Annotated in this window: 13 protein-coding genes; 1 reads left to right on the top strand and 12 read right to left on the bottom strand. The window is 43.4% G+C overall.

What is annotated here, in order from left to right:
• Positions 1–62 precede the first annotated feature (62 nt).
• From megL to HNW13_RS03885, 6 genes are all read right to left on the bottom strand, one after another.
• Positions 63–1247, bottom strand: a complete 1185-nt coding sequence (megL, locus tag HNW13_RS03910) for a methionine gamma-lyase (RefSeq protein WP_192115236.1) — start codon at positions 1245–1247, stop codon at positions 63–65.
• A gap of 352 nt (positions 1248–1599) precedes the next feature.
• Positions 1600–2649, bottom strand: coding sequence for a 2-alkyl-3-oxoalkanoate reductase (oleD, locus tag HNW13_RS03905; RefSeq protein ID WP_192115237.1), 1050 nt, complete (start codon positions 2647–2649; stop codon positions 1600–1602).
• Between the two features lie 44 nt (positions 2650–2693).
• On the bottom strand, positions 2694–4388 hold the full coding sequence (gene oleC / locus HNW13_RS03900; RefSeq protein ID WP_192115238.1) for an olefin beta-lactone synthetase: 1695 nt from the start codon (positions 4386–4388) through the stop codon (positions 2694–2696).
• Positions 4389–4512: 124 nt separating this feature from the next.
• A complete protein-coding gene (locus tag HNW13_RS03895; protein ID WP_011636840.1) occupies positions 4513–5388 on the bottom strand; it encodes an alpha/beta fold hydrolase in 876 nt (291 codons plus the stop codon).
• 58 nt (positions 5389–5446) lie between these two features.
• Positions 5447–6496 carry a 3-oxoacyl-ACP synthase III gene (locus HNW13_RS03890; protein ID WP_101086711.1) on the bottom strand — a complete coding sequence of 350 codons (1050 nt, stop codon included), beginning with the start codon at positions 6494–6496 and terminating at the stop codon, positions 5447–5449.
• A gap of 255 nt (positions 6497–6751) precedes the next feature.
• On the bottom strand, positions 6752–8068 hold the full coding sequence (locus HNW13_RS03885; RefSeq protein ID WP_192115239.1) for a methyltransferase: 1317 nt from the start codon (positions 8066–8068) through the stop codon (positions 6752–6754).
• Between the two features lie 79 nt (positions 8069–8147).
• On the opposite strand from HNW13_RS03885, the gene HNW13_RS03880 reads away from it, so the two are divergent.
• Positions 8148–8375 carry a DUF1289 domain-containing protein gene (locus HNW13_RS03880; protein WP_101086709.1) on the top strand — a complete coding sequence of 76 codons (228 nt, stop codon included), beginning with the start codon at positions 8148–8150 and terminating at the stop codon, positions 8373–8375.
• Positions 8376–8911: 536 nt separating this feature from the next.
• Here the strand turns inward: HNW13_RS03880 and HNW13_RS03875 are convergent.
• The 6 genes from HNW13_RS03875 to pstA form a co-directional block, all read right to left on the bottom strand.
• The gene (locus HNW13_RS03875) at positions 8912–9268 is read right to left on the bottom strand and encodes a YajD family HNH nuclease (protein WP_041413485.1); all 357 of its coding nucleotides are present in this window, start codon (positions 9266–9268) and stop codon (positions 8912–8914) included.
• A gap of 86 nt (positions 9269–9354) precedes the next feature.
• Positions 9355–11325, bottom strand: a complete 1971-nt coding sequence (locus HNW13_RS03870; RefSeq protein WP_192115240.1) for a BCCT family transporter — start codon at positions 11323–11325, stop codon at positions 9355–9357.
• Positions 11326–12075: 750 nt separating this feature from the next.
• Positions 12076–12657: a DUF502 domain-containing protein gene (locus HNW13_RS03865; protein ID WP_192115241.1), complete on the bottom strand. Its 582-nt coding sequence runs from the start codon at positions 12655–12657 to the stop codon at positions 12076–12078.
• A 139-nt stretch (positions 12658–12796) separates the two neighbouring features.
• Positions 12797–13501, bottom strand: a complete 705-nt coding sequence (gene phoU / locus HNW13_RS03860) for a phosphate signaling complex protein PhoU (protein WP_041412865.1) — start codon at positions 13499–13501, stop codon at positions 12797–12799.
• Between the two features lie 48 nt (positions 13502–13549).
• On the bottom strand, positions 13550–14368 hold the full coding sequence (gene pstB, locus HNW13_RS03855; protein ID WP_101086707.1) for a phosphate ABC transporter ATP-binding protein PstB: 819 nt from the start codon (positions 14366–14368) through the stop codon (positions 13550–13552).
• 26 nt (positions 14369–14394) lie between these two features.
• Positions 14395–16056 carry a phosphate ABC transporter permease PstA gene (gene pstA / locus HNW13_RS03850; RefSeq protein WP_192115242.1) on the bottom strand — a complete coding sequence of 554 codons (1662 nt, stop codon included), beginning with the start codon at positions 16054–16056 and terminating at the stop codon, positions 14395–14397.
• Between the last annotated feature and the right edge of the window lie 11 nt (positions 16057–16067).

Here is a 16067-nt window from a genome sequence, read left to right as displayed (position 1 = left end):
ATCCCTGAGTGCTTGTATCAGGGATCCAGGTGTTTTGTTTGACTTACCGCTTGTATAATTTTTTACTGCAGTGCTTGTTCTATATCCGCGATAAGATCTTCTACATTCTCTAATCCGACTGAGATACGTAGTAGGTTGTCGGTAATGCCTGCGGCTAGTCGGGCTTCTGGGGTGTAAGGGGAATGGGTCATTGATGCAGGGTGTTGGATCAGCGATTCTGCGTCACCTAAGCTTACGGCGATGGTAAATAGCTTTACACGATTAACAAAGTTGATTGCGTCTTGCTTATCACCCGCCAACTCAAATGCGATAACGCCGCCGGCGCGTTTCATTTGGTTACCAATGAAGCGATGACCTTGGTGGTGTTCTAAGCCTGGATAAAAGACCTGGCTGAATTTAGGGTGTTTATCTAAATATTCGGCTAACACTTCTGCATTGTCGCAGTGACGAGTTAACCGTACGTCGAGGGTTTTTAAACCGCGTAAAATTAACCATGCATCGTGAGGTGAAATCACGCCACCGAAGTCTTTTAGGATTTCGTATTTCAATCTGTGCATGTGCTCTGCATTGCCGCACACAATACCTGCGATGACATCGCCATGACCGTTTAAGTATTTGGTGGCACTGTGGATCACCATGTCAATGCCTAACGCTAGCGGTTGCTGCAAAAGTGGTGTCATAAAGGTGTTGTCGACGATTGAAACTAGATTATGTGCTTTAGCTACTTTGGCCATAGCAGCAAGATCGAATACTTGTAAATGTGGATTTACTGGTGTTTCGCAAAACAACACTTTGGTGTTTGGTTTAATGGCGGCTTCGATTGCAGCTATGTCGGAAAAATCGACCAATGTTGATGTAATGCCTAAGCGCGTTAGCTGAGTGGTCATGAGCGCGAAGGTACAACCATAAACCGCTTTAGATGCGATTAAGTGATCGCCTGCATGCAGATGAGTTAATAATGCACTGGATACTGCCGCCATACCAGATGCAGTTGCTGCGGCATCTTCAGCACCTTCTAGCAGCGCCATTTTACGCTCGAGCTCTGCGGTGGTTGGGTTACCGAGACGAGTATAAATATAGCCAGGTTCTTCTCCGGCAAAACGTGCTCCGCCTTGTTCGGCTGTATCAAATACAAAGGTGGCAGTTTGATACAAAGGTGTGGTGAGTGAGCCAAAGGCTTCGCGTTGATGTCCGCCATGAATGGCTAATGTGGCTAAGTTCCATTTACCCTGATTGTTATCTTGCATTGCTTCTCCCTGCGCCACCTTGTTATGAGTTGTTACCCTCTTTGGGGTTATTGTTGTGGTGGTCGGAATTTAAGATACAGTGGAATAAAATATAACCAAGTGATTATTAAAAAATAACTACAGCAACTGATGTAAAAACAATTTTACAAACAATTTTACAAACAATTGTTTGCATCATTTACTTTGGGGCAATCGTGAATATATTTGAGCTACCCACAGGCGTGCTTAAGGTCAGTTAAGTTATCTGAGTAATGATGATTTGCCATTAGAATTATCGTTAACAGGCGGATAAAGCCAGTTGCTATCTTAAGCCGCTAACATAAACAACTAGCTTAAATAGCAACGATAACCGTTAGTGCGAGAGCGATTGCTTAAGCTTGTCCATTCCTTGGTCAATACTCACTAGCGGTTGGTAACCTAAATCTTGTTTGGCAGCGCTGATGTCAAAGTAATGGCTGGTTGATAGTTGTCTTGCGACAAAACGCGTCATGATAGGTTCTTGAGATTTATTGAGTAAACCATATGCTGTTTCGAGCACCACACCTGCGACATAAGCAACACTTGCAGGAACACGTTTGGTTACGGGTGGTAAATCAACACACGCGAGAATACGATTAAGCATATCTGCCATGGTAATAGGTTGATCGTTACTGAGAAAATATGCTTTACCTGCGCACTTAGCATTAGTGACTAAATCTAACGCTGCTAAAACATGGGCATAAGCAGCATTGTCGACATAAATGGTATCGACCCGTTTATCTTCATGACCCACGAGCTTTAATCGCCCTGCCCGTGCACGCTCAATCACTCTAGGCACAAGATGAGGATCGTTTGGTCCCCAAATTAAGTGTGGCCGCAAAGCGGTAGTGTAAAGTTGAGCGGAATTAGCCGCAAGCACATGTTGCTCTGCTATGGCTTTAGATTCACCATAGTAATTGAGGTATGAGTCTGCGTAAGGTGCAGACTCATTGATGCCGTTTTCATCACGTCCGGCAAACGTCACGCTTGGGGTGCTGGTATAGACTAAACGTTTAATATTAAGCGTTTTACAAGCATTGATAATGTTGTTTGCACCATCGACATTGGGCGAGTAATAGCTTTGTTTACTGCCCCAAACACCTGCCTTTGATGCTACATGAAATACCATGTCGCAACCTTGCATGGCTTGTTTAACGCTTTTGTAGTCACTAATATCGCCTTGACGCATATCGACGCCCAGTTCGACTAGTTTAGGATAGTGGCCTCTGGCAAACCCAACTACCTCAATTCCGGCGGCTAATAAACGCTGACAAAGAGCCAAACCGAGAAAACCACCCGCCCCGGTAACCAACACTTTGCTCACCGACAATGCTAATTGCTTAAGCGCGGTTTGCTCTAGAGAATGTAACTCTGTCAGATTCATGCTGATGACCTTATTGATACTTTGAGACGACTTTAAGACGAGGCTTATTCTTTCCACTGCTTTTGTGCCCAAACCGCCAGTTTTTCTCTGAATACTTTTGCGTTATGACGCACGTCGACCGGAAATTGAGGATGAATTAAAAAGCGCCCTATTCCGTCGGTATGCGGATATTGTTCTGCGATGGCTAATAGCTCTTGATAAAGGGCTTTAGAGGTTGAACACACTATGTCTTTTTGTAGTTCAATACACAAAACTGGCACTCTATCACCAGCGATAGTCACACCAACGATAGCCGAACGTTTTACTTGTGGATGGGTGTTAAATACACGCTCACACGGTAATGTATAAAAGCGCTTTATTTTTTGCTGGCCTCGCGTAGCATCAACAATATGGCCTTTACGACCGCACATCCACAGTAAGCCGTTATCGTCTACATACCCCACGTCACCCATACGATGCATAATACGTTGGCCGTCGCTCATTTTAGCTAAATCAGTTGCATGTTGACGTTGATAATAGGCCTGGCTGACCATTGGACCGCTGACGACTATTTCGCCAATTTCGTTAGCGACAAGTTTTTTAACATCGACCCAATCAGGCTGAGCCTTATCTGTGATGGCAATAATATCCACACTTACCGACGATATTGGTTTGCCGACACAAATGCCTTTGCCTTGGTCGGTTAATTCGCTGGTCGCAAACAATGCGTGGCTGCCGATCATGCTGATGGGCAAAGATTCAGTCGCACCGTAAGAATTAAGCACTTCAACCTGTGGATTGAGCATTTGGCTAAAGCGTTTAATAGAACTAATGGTTGCCGGTGCGCCAGCTGATATCACTCGCTTAACGCTAGTGAGTTTATGCTGAGTTTGCTCGCCTGCTTGACCTAAGCGCTCTAACAAGGCTGGGTTAACAAACATGTTGCTGCATTGATATTGCTCTATTGCGGCAAACAAATGCGCAGGATTTGCCGTTATCGGTTTACTGGCGTCCATGTCTGGCACAATCGATGCCATGCCAAGCGCAGGGCCAAATAATGAAAACAGCGGAAACGTTGCTAAGTCGCGCTCACCTGGGCTAATGCCATAATCATGTTTTAGGGCACTGATTTGTGCTTCAAACATGGCGTGGCTGTACACCACGCCTTTTGGGGTACCTGTGCTGCCACTGGTAAATAAAATGGCCGCCATATCATCTGGTTTTAACAAGGCCATTTCAAAGGGATAAGCCTCATTTCGGCCTATTTCTATAATAGTTTCAAGACTGGTGGCATTGGCTAGCCAACGCTGTAAACCTGAACCACCGACATTAATAACCTGTTTAACACTGCCTTTGCCCCAACCCAGTACGCGCCTGGCAATATGTGCTTTAGGGATGCCAATAAATACATCGGGCTGAGACTCTTCAAAACACTGCTTAAGATTTTTGATGCCCATACCAGGGTCGACTAAAATAGGGATAATACCCGCTTTAAATAAGCCAAAGGTTAACGAGAAAAACTCAATGCTTGGGGTGACCATTAACACCGCTTTCATGCCACGCTTGATGCCGTATTGAATTAACCCTTTGGCAATCATGTCCGATTGACGGTGTAAGGTCACAAAGTCGATTTCTTGATAATTGAATTGGCCTTGCTTAACGTGTTGCACTGCAACAGCAAGTCCGGCAGGCATAGTTTGCGCAGCCGTTTTAAGGTGCTGACAGATATTGGCATTAGCAAGTGCAGAGGTTTGAGTCATGTGGCTTCATTTTGGGCTAATGTGAATAACGCATATGCTGGCTAACGACAATAACGAGCCAATATATAGATAATTTTAGACGATTAAATAGCTAAAAGGCTCAAATGAGCCTTTTAGGGTGTAATTAATTTTTTGCGATAAAGTCTTTAATTAAGCCAATCACTTCATCGCTGGCATCTTCAAGAATGTAATGACCGCAGTCAGCAAACTCGTGCACCGTGGCGTGAGGCATTCGCTGTCGCCATTCTTCTAAAAAATACTTATCGAATACAAAATCTTGTAAACCAAAACAAATCAATGTCGGTACTTCAGCAAACTCGCTTAAGCTATCGCCAATACTGGTCACTAGGTCGTAGTTTCTGTCGCCAGGTTTGAGTGGAATGTCTTGTACGAAACGTAAGGTCGAAATACGGTTTTTCCACGAATCAAACGGCGCTACGTAAGCTTCACGCACTTCTTTAGACATGGGTTTACGTTTAACACCTACATAGGATGCGGCTGATGAAAATGCATTTAAACCACGAACCAACAAGGTGCCGAGTAAGGTTTCGCGGCAAATCCACAATGCCCACGGAAAAGGCTTAGTTTTAGGAAGATGAAACGCTGCCGTGTTTAAACACACAATGCGTTTGATGCGCTCAGGATGACGAGCCGCAAAGCCCATTCCAATCATACCGCCCCAGTCGTGTACCACTAGGGTGATGTTTTGTTTTACATCTAAACTGTCAAGCAAGGCTTCTAAGTCATCAATACGGTTTTTTAGGGTGTAATCATATTGTGGATCATCGGGTTTGTCTGATAAGCCGCAACCAATATGGTCTGGCACAATACACTGATGCTTATCGCTCAACGCGCTCACTAAATTACGGTAGTAGTAACTCCAACTAGGATTACCGTGCACCATAACGACGGGCTCGCCTTGGCCTTCGTTTATGTAATGTAGTTTATTGCCGTTACGGTCTAAATAATGACTTTTAAATGGCAGTAAGTTGTCTAGCATGATGCATCCTGTTAACTATTTTTATAATGATATGCAAAAACTCAGTGCAGCCCAAGGCTTACCACTTAATTCCTAACATCATGCAGTTCAAACCACTGCCTATCCCTAAAAAGCTGACTTGATCGCCAACACGTAAAAAACCTTCATCGTGGGCAATTGCAGCAGTAACCGGTAGTGAAACCGTGCCCATGTTGCCTAAGGTTTGATAGGTGGGATATTCTTTTTCGTGGGGGATGTTTAATGCATTTAGCACTTGTCGGCGGTTTGATGCGCCCACTTGGTGACAAATCACTTTATCAACTTGCTCAACAACCCAATCACGCTGCTCTAGAAAGTGCTCCCACGTGTGCTTAGCAAGTTCTACGCCTTCTTTGAGCAAGGTAACTGCATCGGTACGCATAAACTCGCGATACAATAAGTGCCCTGCTTCTTGTAGGCCCCACTGACACAATTGGTGATGCTCTGGTGCAGACAAATGGCTCGCACCTAGCAATTGATGCTGGCGTGTGGTGGTAAGTGGCAAAGTGCCATCGGTTAAAATGACTGCTACCGCACCTGAACCACCGGTTAACGTAGCCAATGACTGAGCAAAATTCTGCATTGTCGGTTCGGCTAGCATGTGATCGATGGTGGCATCAACGATATCTCGTGCAGATTCGCACGACACAACCATGCCGGCTTTGATTTGCCCAAGTTCAATACGATTGGCAATATCTAAAATACCCGACAACACCCCTAAACAAGCATTGCTGATGTCGTAAATGGCAGTGTCTTTAGACACGCCAAGTTCGGCAGCAATACGGCAAGCGGTTGCTGGTTCGTGTTGGTCACGGCACACACCCGTGTAAACCACAGCACCTAAGTCGCTGACATTAATACCGGTTTCATTCACGGCTTTACGTGCAGCAGCAATAGCGCCGTCTGATAAACGATGACCTTTAGGCCACCAACGACGCTCGGTAATTCCGGTTAATGCGGCAAGTTGCCCCATAGGAATACGAAACTTTTGATAAAGCGGGGCCAAGCGAGATTCTAAATCGCTACTCGACACTACTTGGGGTGCTAGCTCATAAGCCAGACTATTGATAAAGACGCGTGAATATTTCATTAAACCGTATAATTCGCTTCGCTCTAGCAAGCACAAAAGCCACTAGAATAGTTGTTATTCGTTATTAACCCGCCATTTGAACAAGAATGGCTTAATTATTCAATCAAAAACAGCAAGCTAATGCGGTAATTTGGATAATATATTGTGGTTAGATTTTATTATTTGATTAACTAGTTTGTTGATTTTCACAGTTTTAGGGCAAATAGACTAGTATAAACAAAGGTTTAATTTACAGTTTTGTGACAAAGGCTGCTATTAGTTTGTTTTAATTGCTTGGATCATCGCATTTCGTGGTGTAACACTGTTTGCACAAAATTCAGTCAAAGCCACTTGATATCCCTGCTCTTGTAAAAAACACACTCGATCGAGCAACAGCCAATGCTCCAAAGCTCGGCGAAATAGATGGGCCACTAAATCTATTCGCTTAGTAAGCCGTTGTCGCTCAATTCCGCGGTGCAAATAATGGCTCAAATTAATCTCACTGGATATAACTAAATGCTTTTGATTTGCAGCCCATTGGCAAAAGTCGCTAAAACTGCCACTAAGCTGGCTTTTTTTAATGGTCGGCACCGATAAATAAGCATCGATGCCGCGAATTTCTCGTTGCAAACTGTCAAAACCTAAGCGCCATGATATCTCTTGATTGCGTAATGTTTGTTTTTTGGTGCCTGCAATAACGCTTTGTTGCAATGGCAGCTGTAAGTCATGCTTTGACAATTTGACCGCACTGACTTTGGCTAAGGCCGATAGCGGTTGATAATGTGTATGTTCAATCAAATGATAACAGCAGGGTGAAATAGACATCACCCGAGTGCCTGCCGATACTGCGAGTTGGAGTAAACGAATGTGTAAATCACCACAGGCGTGCAATGCGATTGCATGTTGATCAATTAACAAAAGCGGTTTACCTGGGTCGATTGGCGCAAAAGCATCGGCACAAATAAAAGTTTGCGGTAATTGCCATTGTTCTGCAAAAACCTGGCCTTGTGAGCATAAACTCGCTTGCCACTCAATACTTGTTACCTCAACATTTTGCTGCTTAGCCACCAAGCGGCCCAAATGCCCTTTACCAGCACACCACTCTAAAATAGGTAACCGAGGTAGTTGGGGTTGAGATTGTGGATCAACTTGCTCCGAGAACGCGGTAATCTGTTGCCACTTTCGACCTTTAATATGGGCACTAAAATGCGCTGAATCGCTATTTAGGTGATCATTCACGAGTGTTTCAGTGTCAGAAACAGCTTGAGCATCGTCACTGTTAATCGTACTTGTAGGCAAAGTGATGACTAACAAGCTTAATTGGCTAATTAACTGATCAACCTGCGGCAGTTTGCTTTGCTTGATATCGCTAATCAGACTTGGCAACAACGACTCTACAAGCTGTTGCTGATCCATATCAATAGTATCAATTTCTACATCATCAAGTTGCCACACCTTTTGGGCTAATTGTGGGAAATCGTGCTGCCAAGGTAAGTGGTCACACTCAAACGCGACCAGCTGCCATAAGGGTTTTAGAGCCTCAAGAAGTGAGTCTATGGCATTAAAGGTCTGTTGATATTTGATTACGGACATATTGAGACTTGTAGTTAACCTTAGCCGATTGAAATGATAGGATGCGAGTCATTAAATCACCGAACTGGAATTATAAACTATGCACTCACCTTGTGTCGCCCGTTGTGGCTTAAATGCTGACGATTATTGTATGGGCTGTTTTCGTCACATTGATGAAATTGTAACGTGGTCACAAGCCAGTGAAGAACGTAAGAAACAAATTTTTGATAGTTTAGAAGGCAGAAAACAGCTGTATTTAGGCGACAACAACAACCAAACGTTGTCACGGGCAAAATGGTTAGAAGCTGAAAAGCGGATTAAACGGTAATAAGTGATTACGAGCGATTACGAGCGATTACGAGCGATTACGAGCGATTACGAGCGATTACGAGCGATTACGAGCGATTACGAGCGATTACGAGCGATTACGAGCCTAGATGCTAGGGCGGACTTCGTCCAGCTAGTGCGCTTCGCTTCTATAACAACGGTAAAGCATCAAGCAGATCCAGCTCAGAAGTATTTCCATGATGGGACCTAGCCCTAAGCTTTTATCTTTTGAATTTGATTTTATAGCATCTCGCCGCGAAGCGACCTAGCTCCGAGGCGGTTTCCCGCTTGTCATCGCCTGTTATCGATTTTTATCGTTCTTACCAGCTTTTGACATTGCCTGTATAGCATCTCGCCGCGAAGCGACCTAGCGTCTAGGCGGTTTCCCGCTTGTCATCGATTTTTATCGTTCTTACCAGCTTTGACATTGCCTGTATAGTATCTCGCCGCGAAGCGTCCTAGTTCCTAGGCTTTTTATCGCTCGCCATCGCTTGTTATCGATTTTCATCGATCTTACCGACTTTCACCGTCTCAGCTCTACTTCTTCATCATCGCTTTTAAGTCTGCGAACGGATTGAAAGTGGCAGCATCTTGTTTGGCTTCTTTAGTGCTACCGTAACGAATAAGCTCTTCAAAGCGTGAGTGTTCATTGTCGTGACAGTACAGGCACAACAACTCCCAATTCGTACCATCTGACGGGTTATTGTCATGATTATGATCACGGTGATGCACAGTTAATTCAGATAAATTTTTATGAGTAAATTCTCTAGTGCAACGCCCACATACCCAAGGATAGAGCTTAAGCGCTTGCTCACGATATCCTTTTTCACGAGAGGCTTTGTAGTCTCTGGCTTCAGCTAATACTTTATCTAATTTACTTTCGTTGGCTGACATTAATTTATCACTCGTAAAAAAAAATTACCCCAAGGATAATCACTGTTATCGCTTGGGGCAATTGTTTGCTAGATCTTATTTTACGATTATTCAGCTACAGGCGAAGAATTCGATAAATAAAGGTAATGTAAATAACGCTCATATTGAGTCACGATATCTGCAATTATCTGTGATTGGGTATAACCCATCACATCATATTGCTGACCGCCGTGCTCAAGATACACTTCAACACGATAGAAAGCTTGTTCAGCATTTTCGACAGTTAATTCAGCACCCATCATGTTGTGTGCTCGAATCCGTAAACCATACGCAAACGCCAGAGCTTCATCTGAACCAATCACCAAACGTATACGCTCATCACTCAGTATCATTTCAGCTTTAATATTTTTTGCGATAAAGGTGTCTTTGACTTCATTAAGTGCAGGACGAGCAATGGTGTCGAGAAACACCTGTGCATCTTGATGGCTTGGTTGTGACACCAATACGTCAAGGCGATCTTGCCAGCTCATGTTAGCTTTAACATATTGCACACTCGTATTATGCGACTGCACACTGTTGATTTTAAGCCAATCATCTTGCAATGCTCGGTACAAACCAACACACATAAATAACATTACAATTAAAAATGGTAATGCACTGGCAATTGCCGCGGTTTGTAAGGCTTGTAATCCGCCAGCAACTAACAATACAGAAGCAACAACACCTTGTAACAGAGCCCAAAAAATACGTTGCCAAACAGGCGCGAAAGCATCGCCACCAGATGTGAGGTTATCAATCACTAATGAACCCGAATCCGATGACGTAACAAAGAAAGTTACCACTAAACATAAGGCGATAACAGACAACAAATTTGACATTGGCATATGCTCAAAAAACATAAACAATGCCACTGATACGTCACTTGATACCGCTTCAGCCAAATAAGTTGCACCATGATTCATGATGGCATCAATTGCTGTGTTACCAAATACCGTCATCCATAAGAATGTTAACGCACTAGGTACAAACAACACACCAATTAAGAATTCGCGAATTGTACGACCACGACTTACGCGGGCAATGAAAGTACCGACGAAAGGTGACCATGAAATCCACCAGCCCCAATAAAGCAGAGTCCAACCACCGATCCAGTCGTCTTTTTGCTGATAGGCGTATAAGTTAAACGTTTTACCAACAATATCACTTAAGTAACTACCTGTGTTTTGTACAAAAGCTTGCAATAACATTACGGTCGGACCAAGTAATAACACTGCAAGTAATAACAAACATGCTAAACCAAGATTTAACTCACTTAAGCGTTTAACCCCTTTATCAAGGCCAGAAAATACCGATACAGTTGCAATTAAGGTGATAACAATAATTAAGCAAACTTGCACTGTGGTATTGTTTGGAATATCGCTCATTAGATAGCTCAGGCCAGAGTTAACCTGTAAAACACCAAAGCCTAATGACGTTGCCACACCAAACATGGTACCGATAACCGCAAAAGTATCGACCGCATGACCTATTGGGCCGTATATGCGCTCACCAATCAGCGGATAAAGCGCAGAACGAGGTAACAAGGGTAACTTATGACGGTAGGAAAAATACGCTAAACTTAAGGCGACTACAGCATAAATAGCCCAAGCATGAATACCCCAATGGAAAAAGGTAATTTTAAGCGCATCTTTTGCTGCTTGGATGGTTTCTGGCGTCGCATCTGGTGGGGCTAAATAATGCATCACCGGCTCTGCTACACCAAAGAACATCAAACCAATCCCCATACCAGCAGAAAATAGCATCGCTATCCAGCTTTTATAGCTGTAGTCAGGTACGGAATGATCTGGGCCAAGCTTTATGTCACCGAAGCGACTAACCATGACAAAAATAATAAAGATTAAAAATATCGCAACACTGAGGATATAAAGCCAACCGACTTTTACTTCAACCCAAGATTGGACACTTTTAAAAAATTGACTGGCACCTTCCGGCCAAACAGCACAGAGCAACACCATTAAAAATATGATCACCACCGACGAGAAAAAAACAGGTGGATTGATACTCGACTTTATAGCCACAAACTCTCCTTTTCGAGTGAAAAACACTCGAAAATCAAAAATACCGAAATAAGTGCAAGAAATTCTATCTAATAAAAATGGCTTGCTTTATAAAGAATAACGGACGTTATTCACACATATTGTTGGTTAACTAGATGATAGTTACCATTTTGTGCACTTATACTAAAACTATGCTGACAATGCAACAAAGATAAACTAAAGCCTAAAACCAATCTCTGCCTGACTAACTACAGGTTAGAACTTAGCATTGCTAGATGCTATACAAGCAAAGTAACAAACGATGATAAGCGCATCGCTCGCCGTTATCGCGTGATACCGATTGTTACCGTCAACTGGCTCTTATAGCAGCGAAGCGAACTAGCAGTCCGCTCTAGTCTCTAGGTTTGTTATCGCTTGTTATCGCCATTATCGTTTATTAGAGCCGCTATCGCTTGATACCGATTGTTACCGTCAACTGGCTCTTATAGCAGCGAAGCGAACTAGCAGGACGCAGTCCGCTCTTGTATCTAGGTTTGTTATCGCTTGTTATCGCCGTTATCGCTTGATACTGCTCGATACCGATTGTTTCCGCTTCAACAGGCTCTTATAGCAGCGAAGCGAACTAGCAGGACGCAGTCCGCTCTAGTCTATAGGTTTGTTATCGCTTGTTAGCACCGTTATCGCTTGTTAGCACCGTTATCGCTTGTTATCGCCGCTATCGCTTGATACCGCTTTTATCAGCGTTATCGCTCAAACCGTCTTCCAGCCTATTTAAGTTGCTTTACTGTTCGATATTCCAGCGGTTAAATTAAAGCGCATTGCATCTTCAAATGACCAATCGACAAAAATAAGGTCGTCGCGTTTAACCAAACTTGTCACCCCAGCTATTTGGTAACTGAGTTGGAATAATACTGGCACCCAATCACCTTCTGGCAATGCATCGGCAAGGGGTTGTGGTGCTGAGTCACTCATAATAAAGCCCACGACAAAACTACCATTGGCTTGTTTGACTAATACCGTTTTTTGGGTTTTAGGTTGGCCGTCGCGGTTCATTAAACTGGCGATATCACGAATACTGCCATAAACAGATTTAAACAAAGGAAACTTCATCAGTTGGTTTTCTACCCAACTGTACACCCAAGCAATTGGACTAACGGAAAATAATAATCCCGCTACAAACACTAAACTCGCCACCAAACAAAATCCTGCGCCAACAAAAGCCGATTTTACCCCCACAATATCAAGCAATAATTTACCTAAGCCATCGAGTGAGATAAACAATGACCAAAATAGCCAAATAGACAACACCATAGGTAATAAATTGGTTAAACCACGAGCAAGGGTATTTTTCATGAACGATTTCTTCTACATCAGATTTAGGCGCCAAAGATAACAAATATCCATCAAAACCGCTAAACAAAAACGCCCTATGCGGGGCTGTTTGTTAGATAAACAGTGCAACATAGGGCGTTTCTAAAGTCGCTAAGACCTATTACAGCTCTTTTTCCATTTCTTCGTAAGAAATATGGCGAACGTCTTTACCTTTCACATAGTAAATAACGTATTCACAGATATTTTTACAACGGTCGCCGACACGCTCAACTGCACGCGCAGCCCATAATACGTCTAACACACCAGGGATTGAACGAGGATCTTCCATCATATGAGTCATTAATTGACGAATAATACCTTCATACTCTTTGTCTAATTTCGCATCTTCTTTGTGTAACTCAAATGCTTGATCAGCATCCATACGTGCTAATGCATCTAACGTTGAGTGCAACATACGTGTGGCGTGACGCCCCATGTTTTCAATACTCACCAATAAAGGCTGTTGACTGTTAGCGCGCTTTTCTACCGCGGCTTTGGCGATACGAACACAAGCATCACCAATGCGTTCAAGATCGGTAATGGTTTTAGAAATAGCCAAAATTAAGCGTAAATCACTGGCAGCAGGTTGACGCTTAGCAATAATACGGGTGCACTCTTCATCAATAGCCACTTCCATACCATTGACTTTGTGGTCGCCTTCAATCACTTGTTGCGCTAATTCTGAGTCAAGTGTTGCTAGCGCATCCAATGCTTGCTCAAGCTGGCGCTCAACAAGCCCGCCCATGGCTAATACGCGATTACGAATATCATCAAGCTCGGCATTAAACTGACCTGATATGTGTTTACTTAAATTCATTTTTTCCATGATACCCACCTAAATTCTGTATGTTAATTAAAAGCGTTTTAAGCAAGATTAACCGTAACGACCAGTAATATAATCTTCTGTTTTACGCTTTTTAGGGGTCGTGAAAATGGTGTTGGTATTAGCGTACTCAACCAATTCACCCATGTACATAAAGGCCGTTTGATCTGACACTCGTGCCGCTTGTTGCATGTTATGCGTCACAATCACCACGGTATATTTTTGCTTTAACTCAGTAATCAATTCTTCAATAGTTAAGGTTGAGATTGGGTCAAGTGCTGAAGTTGGTTCATCGAGCAGCAGTACTTCTGGCTCAATGGCAATGGCACGGGCAATCACCAAACGTTGTTGCTGACCACCGGATAAACCAAATGCATTGTCGTGTAGACGGTCTTTCACTTCGTCCCAAATCGCTGCGCCACGCAATGAACGCTCTGCCGCTTCGTCTAAATCACGACGATTACTTAACCCTTGCAAACGTAAACCATACACCACGTTTTCGTAAATTGACTTAGGGAACGGGTTAGGACGCTGAAACACCATGCCGACGTTACGACGTAGTGCCGCTACATCGACTTTCTTGTCATAAATGTTCTGCCCATGAAGTAAGATTTCACCTTCAATTTTACAACTATCAACCAAATCATTCATGCGGTTAATACAACGTAACAGCGTTGATTTACCGCAACCACTTGGGCCGATAAATGCCGTAACTTGTTTTTTAGGGATCTTCATCGACACATCAAATAGCGCTTGTTTGTCACCGTAACGTAAATCAAGATTACGGATTTCAAGTGCGGTATCCTGTGCCGGTAAATTAGCTAAATCAACGGCTTCTGTTTGCATTGCTGAACTATCAATAGAAATCATTTTATCTTTCCTCAGGATATCGCTAATTAATGTTCTAGCGAACGGAATTTTTCACGTAAATGGTTGCGCACGCTGATAGCGGTTAAATTAAGAGCAACAATTACAGATACTAATAAGAACGAAGTTGCGTACACCAATGGGCGTGCAGCTTCTACGTTAGGGCTTTGGAAGCCTACATCGTAAATATGGAAACCTAAGTGCATGAACTTACGTTCTAAATGCACAAACGGGAAGTTCATATCAATCGGTAATGTTGGGGCTAATTTTACTACACCCACTAACATCAACGGCGCCACTTCACCGGCAGCACGTGCCACGGCTAAAATCAAACCAGTCATAATTGCTGGGCTTGCCATTGGAATAACAATGCGCCATAAGGTCTCGGCTTTAGTCGCGCCTAATGCCAAGCTGCCTTGACGTACCGCACTCGGAATTCGGCTTAAACCCTCTTCGGTTGATACAATCACCACCGGCAAGGTTAAAATGGCTAAAGTTAATGCAGACCAAATCACCCCAGGAGAGCCAAATGTCGGAGCTGGTAACGCCTCAGGGAAGAACAATTGGTCAATTGAGCCGCCCATCATGTACACAAAGAAACCTAAACCAAACACACCATAAACAATTGACGGTACACCGGCTAAGTTAATCACCGCAATACGGATAAGCTTAGTAATAGGGCCTTTCTTGGCGTACTCGTGCAAGTAAATAGCAGCGACAACTCCAAATGGGGTCACAATAACGGCCATGAGCATCACCATAAATACCGTGCCAAAAATTGCGGGGAATACACCACCTTCAGTATTGGCTTCACGCGGGTCATCACTCACAAAGCGACCTATTCCCACAAACCAGTGACCCACTTTACCTAGCAAACTCATGTGATTGACATAACTTACGTCTAAAATTGAGTCCAGTTGCAAGGTGACTTCAACACCGCGCATGTCTTTAATCACCACAGAATCACGCGCCGCTTTATCACGCAGGGCAAACAAGTCTTTTTCAAGCACTAAGTAGTCTTGGTTAAGCAGTTCAATTTGCGCCTTGATATCCGCTTTACGCTCAGCAGTTAACTCACCATCAAGCTCATAACCACGCTCTTTCAAACGTAGACGTTCCATTTGATAATTTATCGAGCCAATATCGCTTTTTTGCAACGCCAAGGCTTCGTCAGAAATTGCCACTGCGCGGTCGATATGGTCAAACAAAGACGCTTCTATGTCTGCTTCATTAGTTAACTCTAAACGTTTACCGTCTTCGATTACCGCAACAGGATAACCGTAAAAATTACCGTTTTTAGTTCGTTCAAGTTTAGCGACATCAGCAGGCATAGAGCGGCTAACGATATCGGTTCCTAAAATCCAACGAAAATCTAAACCAACAAACTCACGGTTACCGGTTTTTACCAAGTAACGAGTAACAAACTCACCAGGGTGTTTGGCAAATTTATGACCAGCTGAAATTAAGCGCTCTGTAGGCACCTCTTCACGGTCGTAAATCTCACCAATTAAGGTACTTTTAACACCATTGTTGTCTTCGAGTTGCCATTCATAAACATCAGCAGGCCAAAAGTAACTCAAGCCACGCCAAGCGATTAACAGTAATAAGCCTAAAACGGCAATCAAACTGATACTAACGGCACCACCGGTCATCCAAATCCACGGTGAACCTGATTTAAACCACTTACCCATTGCACAAACCT

The sequence above is a fragment of the Shewanella sp. BF02_Schw genome (assembly GCF_014596695.2).
Lineage (GTDB): Bacteria > Pseudomonadota > Gammaproteobacteria > Enterobacterales > Shewanellaceae > Shewanella.
The sequence above is the reverse complement of the archived record's forward strand: the minus strand, read 5'-3'. Positions and strand labels throughout refer to the sequence as shown.

Bases quoted from the DNA above. Each gene is read 5' to 3' on its own strand.
- megL (WP_192115236.1), bottom strand. From the start codon at position 1,247: ATGCAAGATAACAATCAGGGTAAATGGAACTTAGCCACATTAGCCATT.
- oleD (WP_192115237.1), bottom strand. From the start codon at position 2,649: ATGAATCTGACAGAGTTACATTCTCTAGAGCAAACCGCGCTTAAGCAA.
- oleC (WP_192115238.1), bottom strand. From the start codon at position 4,388: ATGACTCAAACCTCTGCACTTGCTAATGCCAATATCTGTCAGCACCTT.
- HNW13_RS03895 (WP_011636840.1), bottom strand. From the start codon at position 5,388: ATGCTAGACAACTTACTGCCATTTAAAAGTCATTATTTAGACCGTAAC.
- HNW13_RS03890 (WP_101086711.1), bottom strand. From the start codon at position 6,496: ATGAAATATTCACGCGTCTTTATCAATAGTCTGGCTTATGAGCTAGCA.
- HNW13_RS03885 (WP_192115239.1), bottom strand. From the start codon at position 8,068: ATGTCCGTAATCAAATATCAACAGACCTTTAATGCCATAGACTCACTT.
- HNW13_RS03880 (WP_101086709.1), top strand. From the start codon at position 8,148: ATGCACTCACCTTGTGTCGCCCGTTGTGGCTTAAATGCTGACGATTAT.
- HNW13_RS03875 (WP_041413485.1), bottom strand. From the start codon at position 9,268: ATGTCAGCCAACGAAAGTAAATTAGATAAAGTATTAGCTGAAGCCAGA.
- HNW13_RS03865 (WP_192115241.1), bottom strand. From the start codon at position 12,657: ATGAAAAATACCCTTGCTCGTGGTTTAACCAATTTATTACCTATGGTG.
- phoU (WP_041412865.1), bottom strand. From the start codon at position 13,501: ATGGAAAAAATGAATTTAAGTAAACACATATCAGGTCAGTTTAATGCC.
- pstB (WP_101086707.1), bottom strand. From the start codon at position 14,368: ATGATTTCTATTGATAGTTCAGCAATGCAAACAGAAGCCGTTGATTTA.
- pstA (WP_192115242.1), bottom strand. From the start codon at position 16,056: ATGGGTAAGTGGTTTAAATCAGGTTCACCGTGGATTTGGATGACCGGT.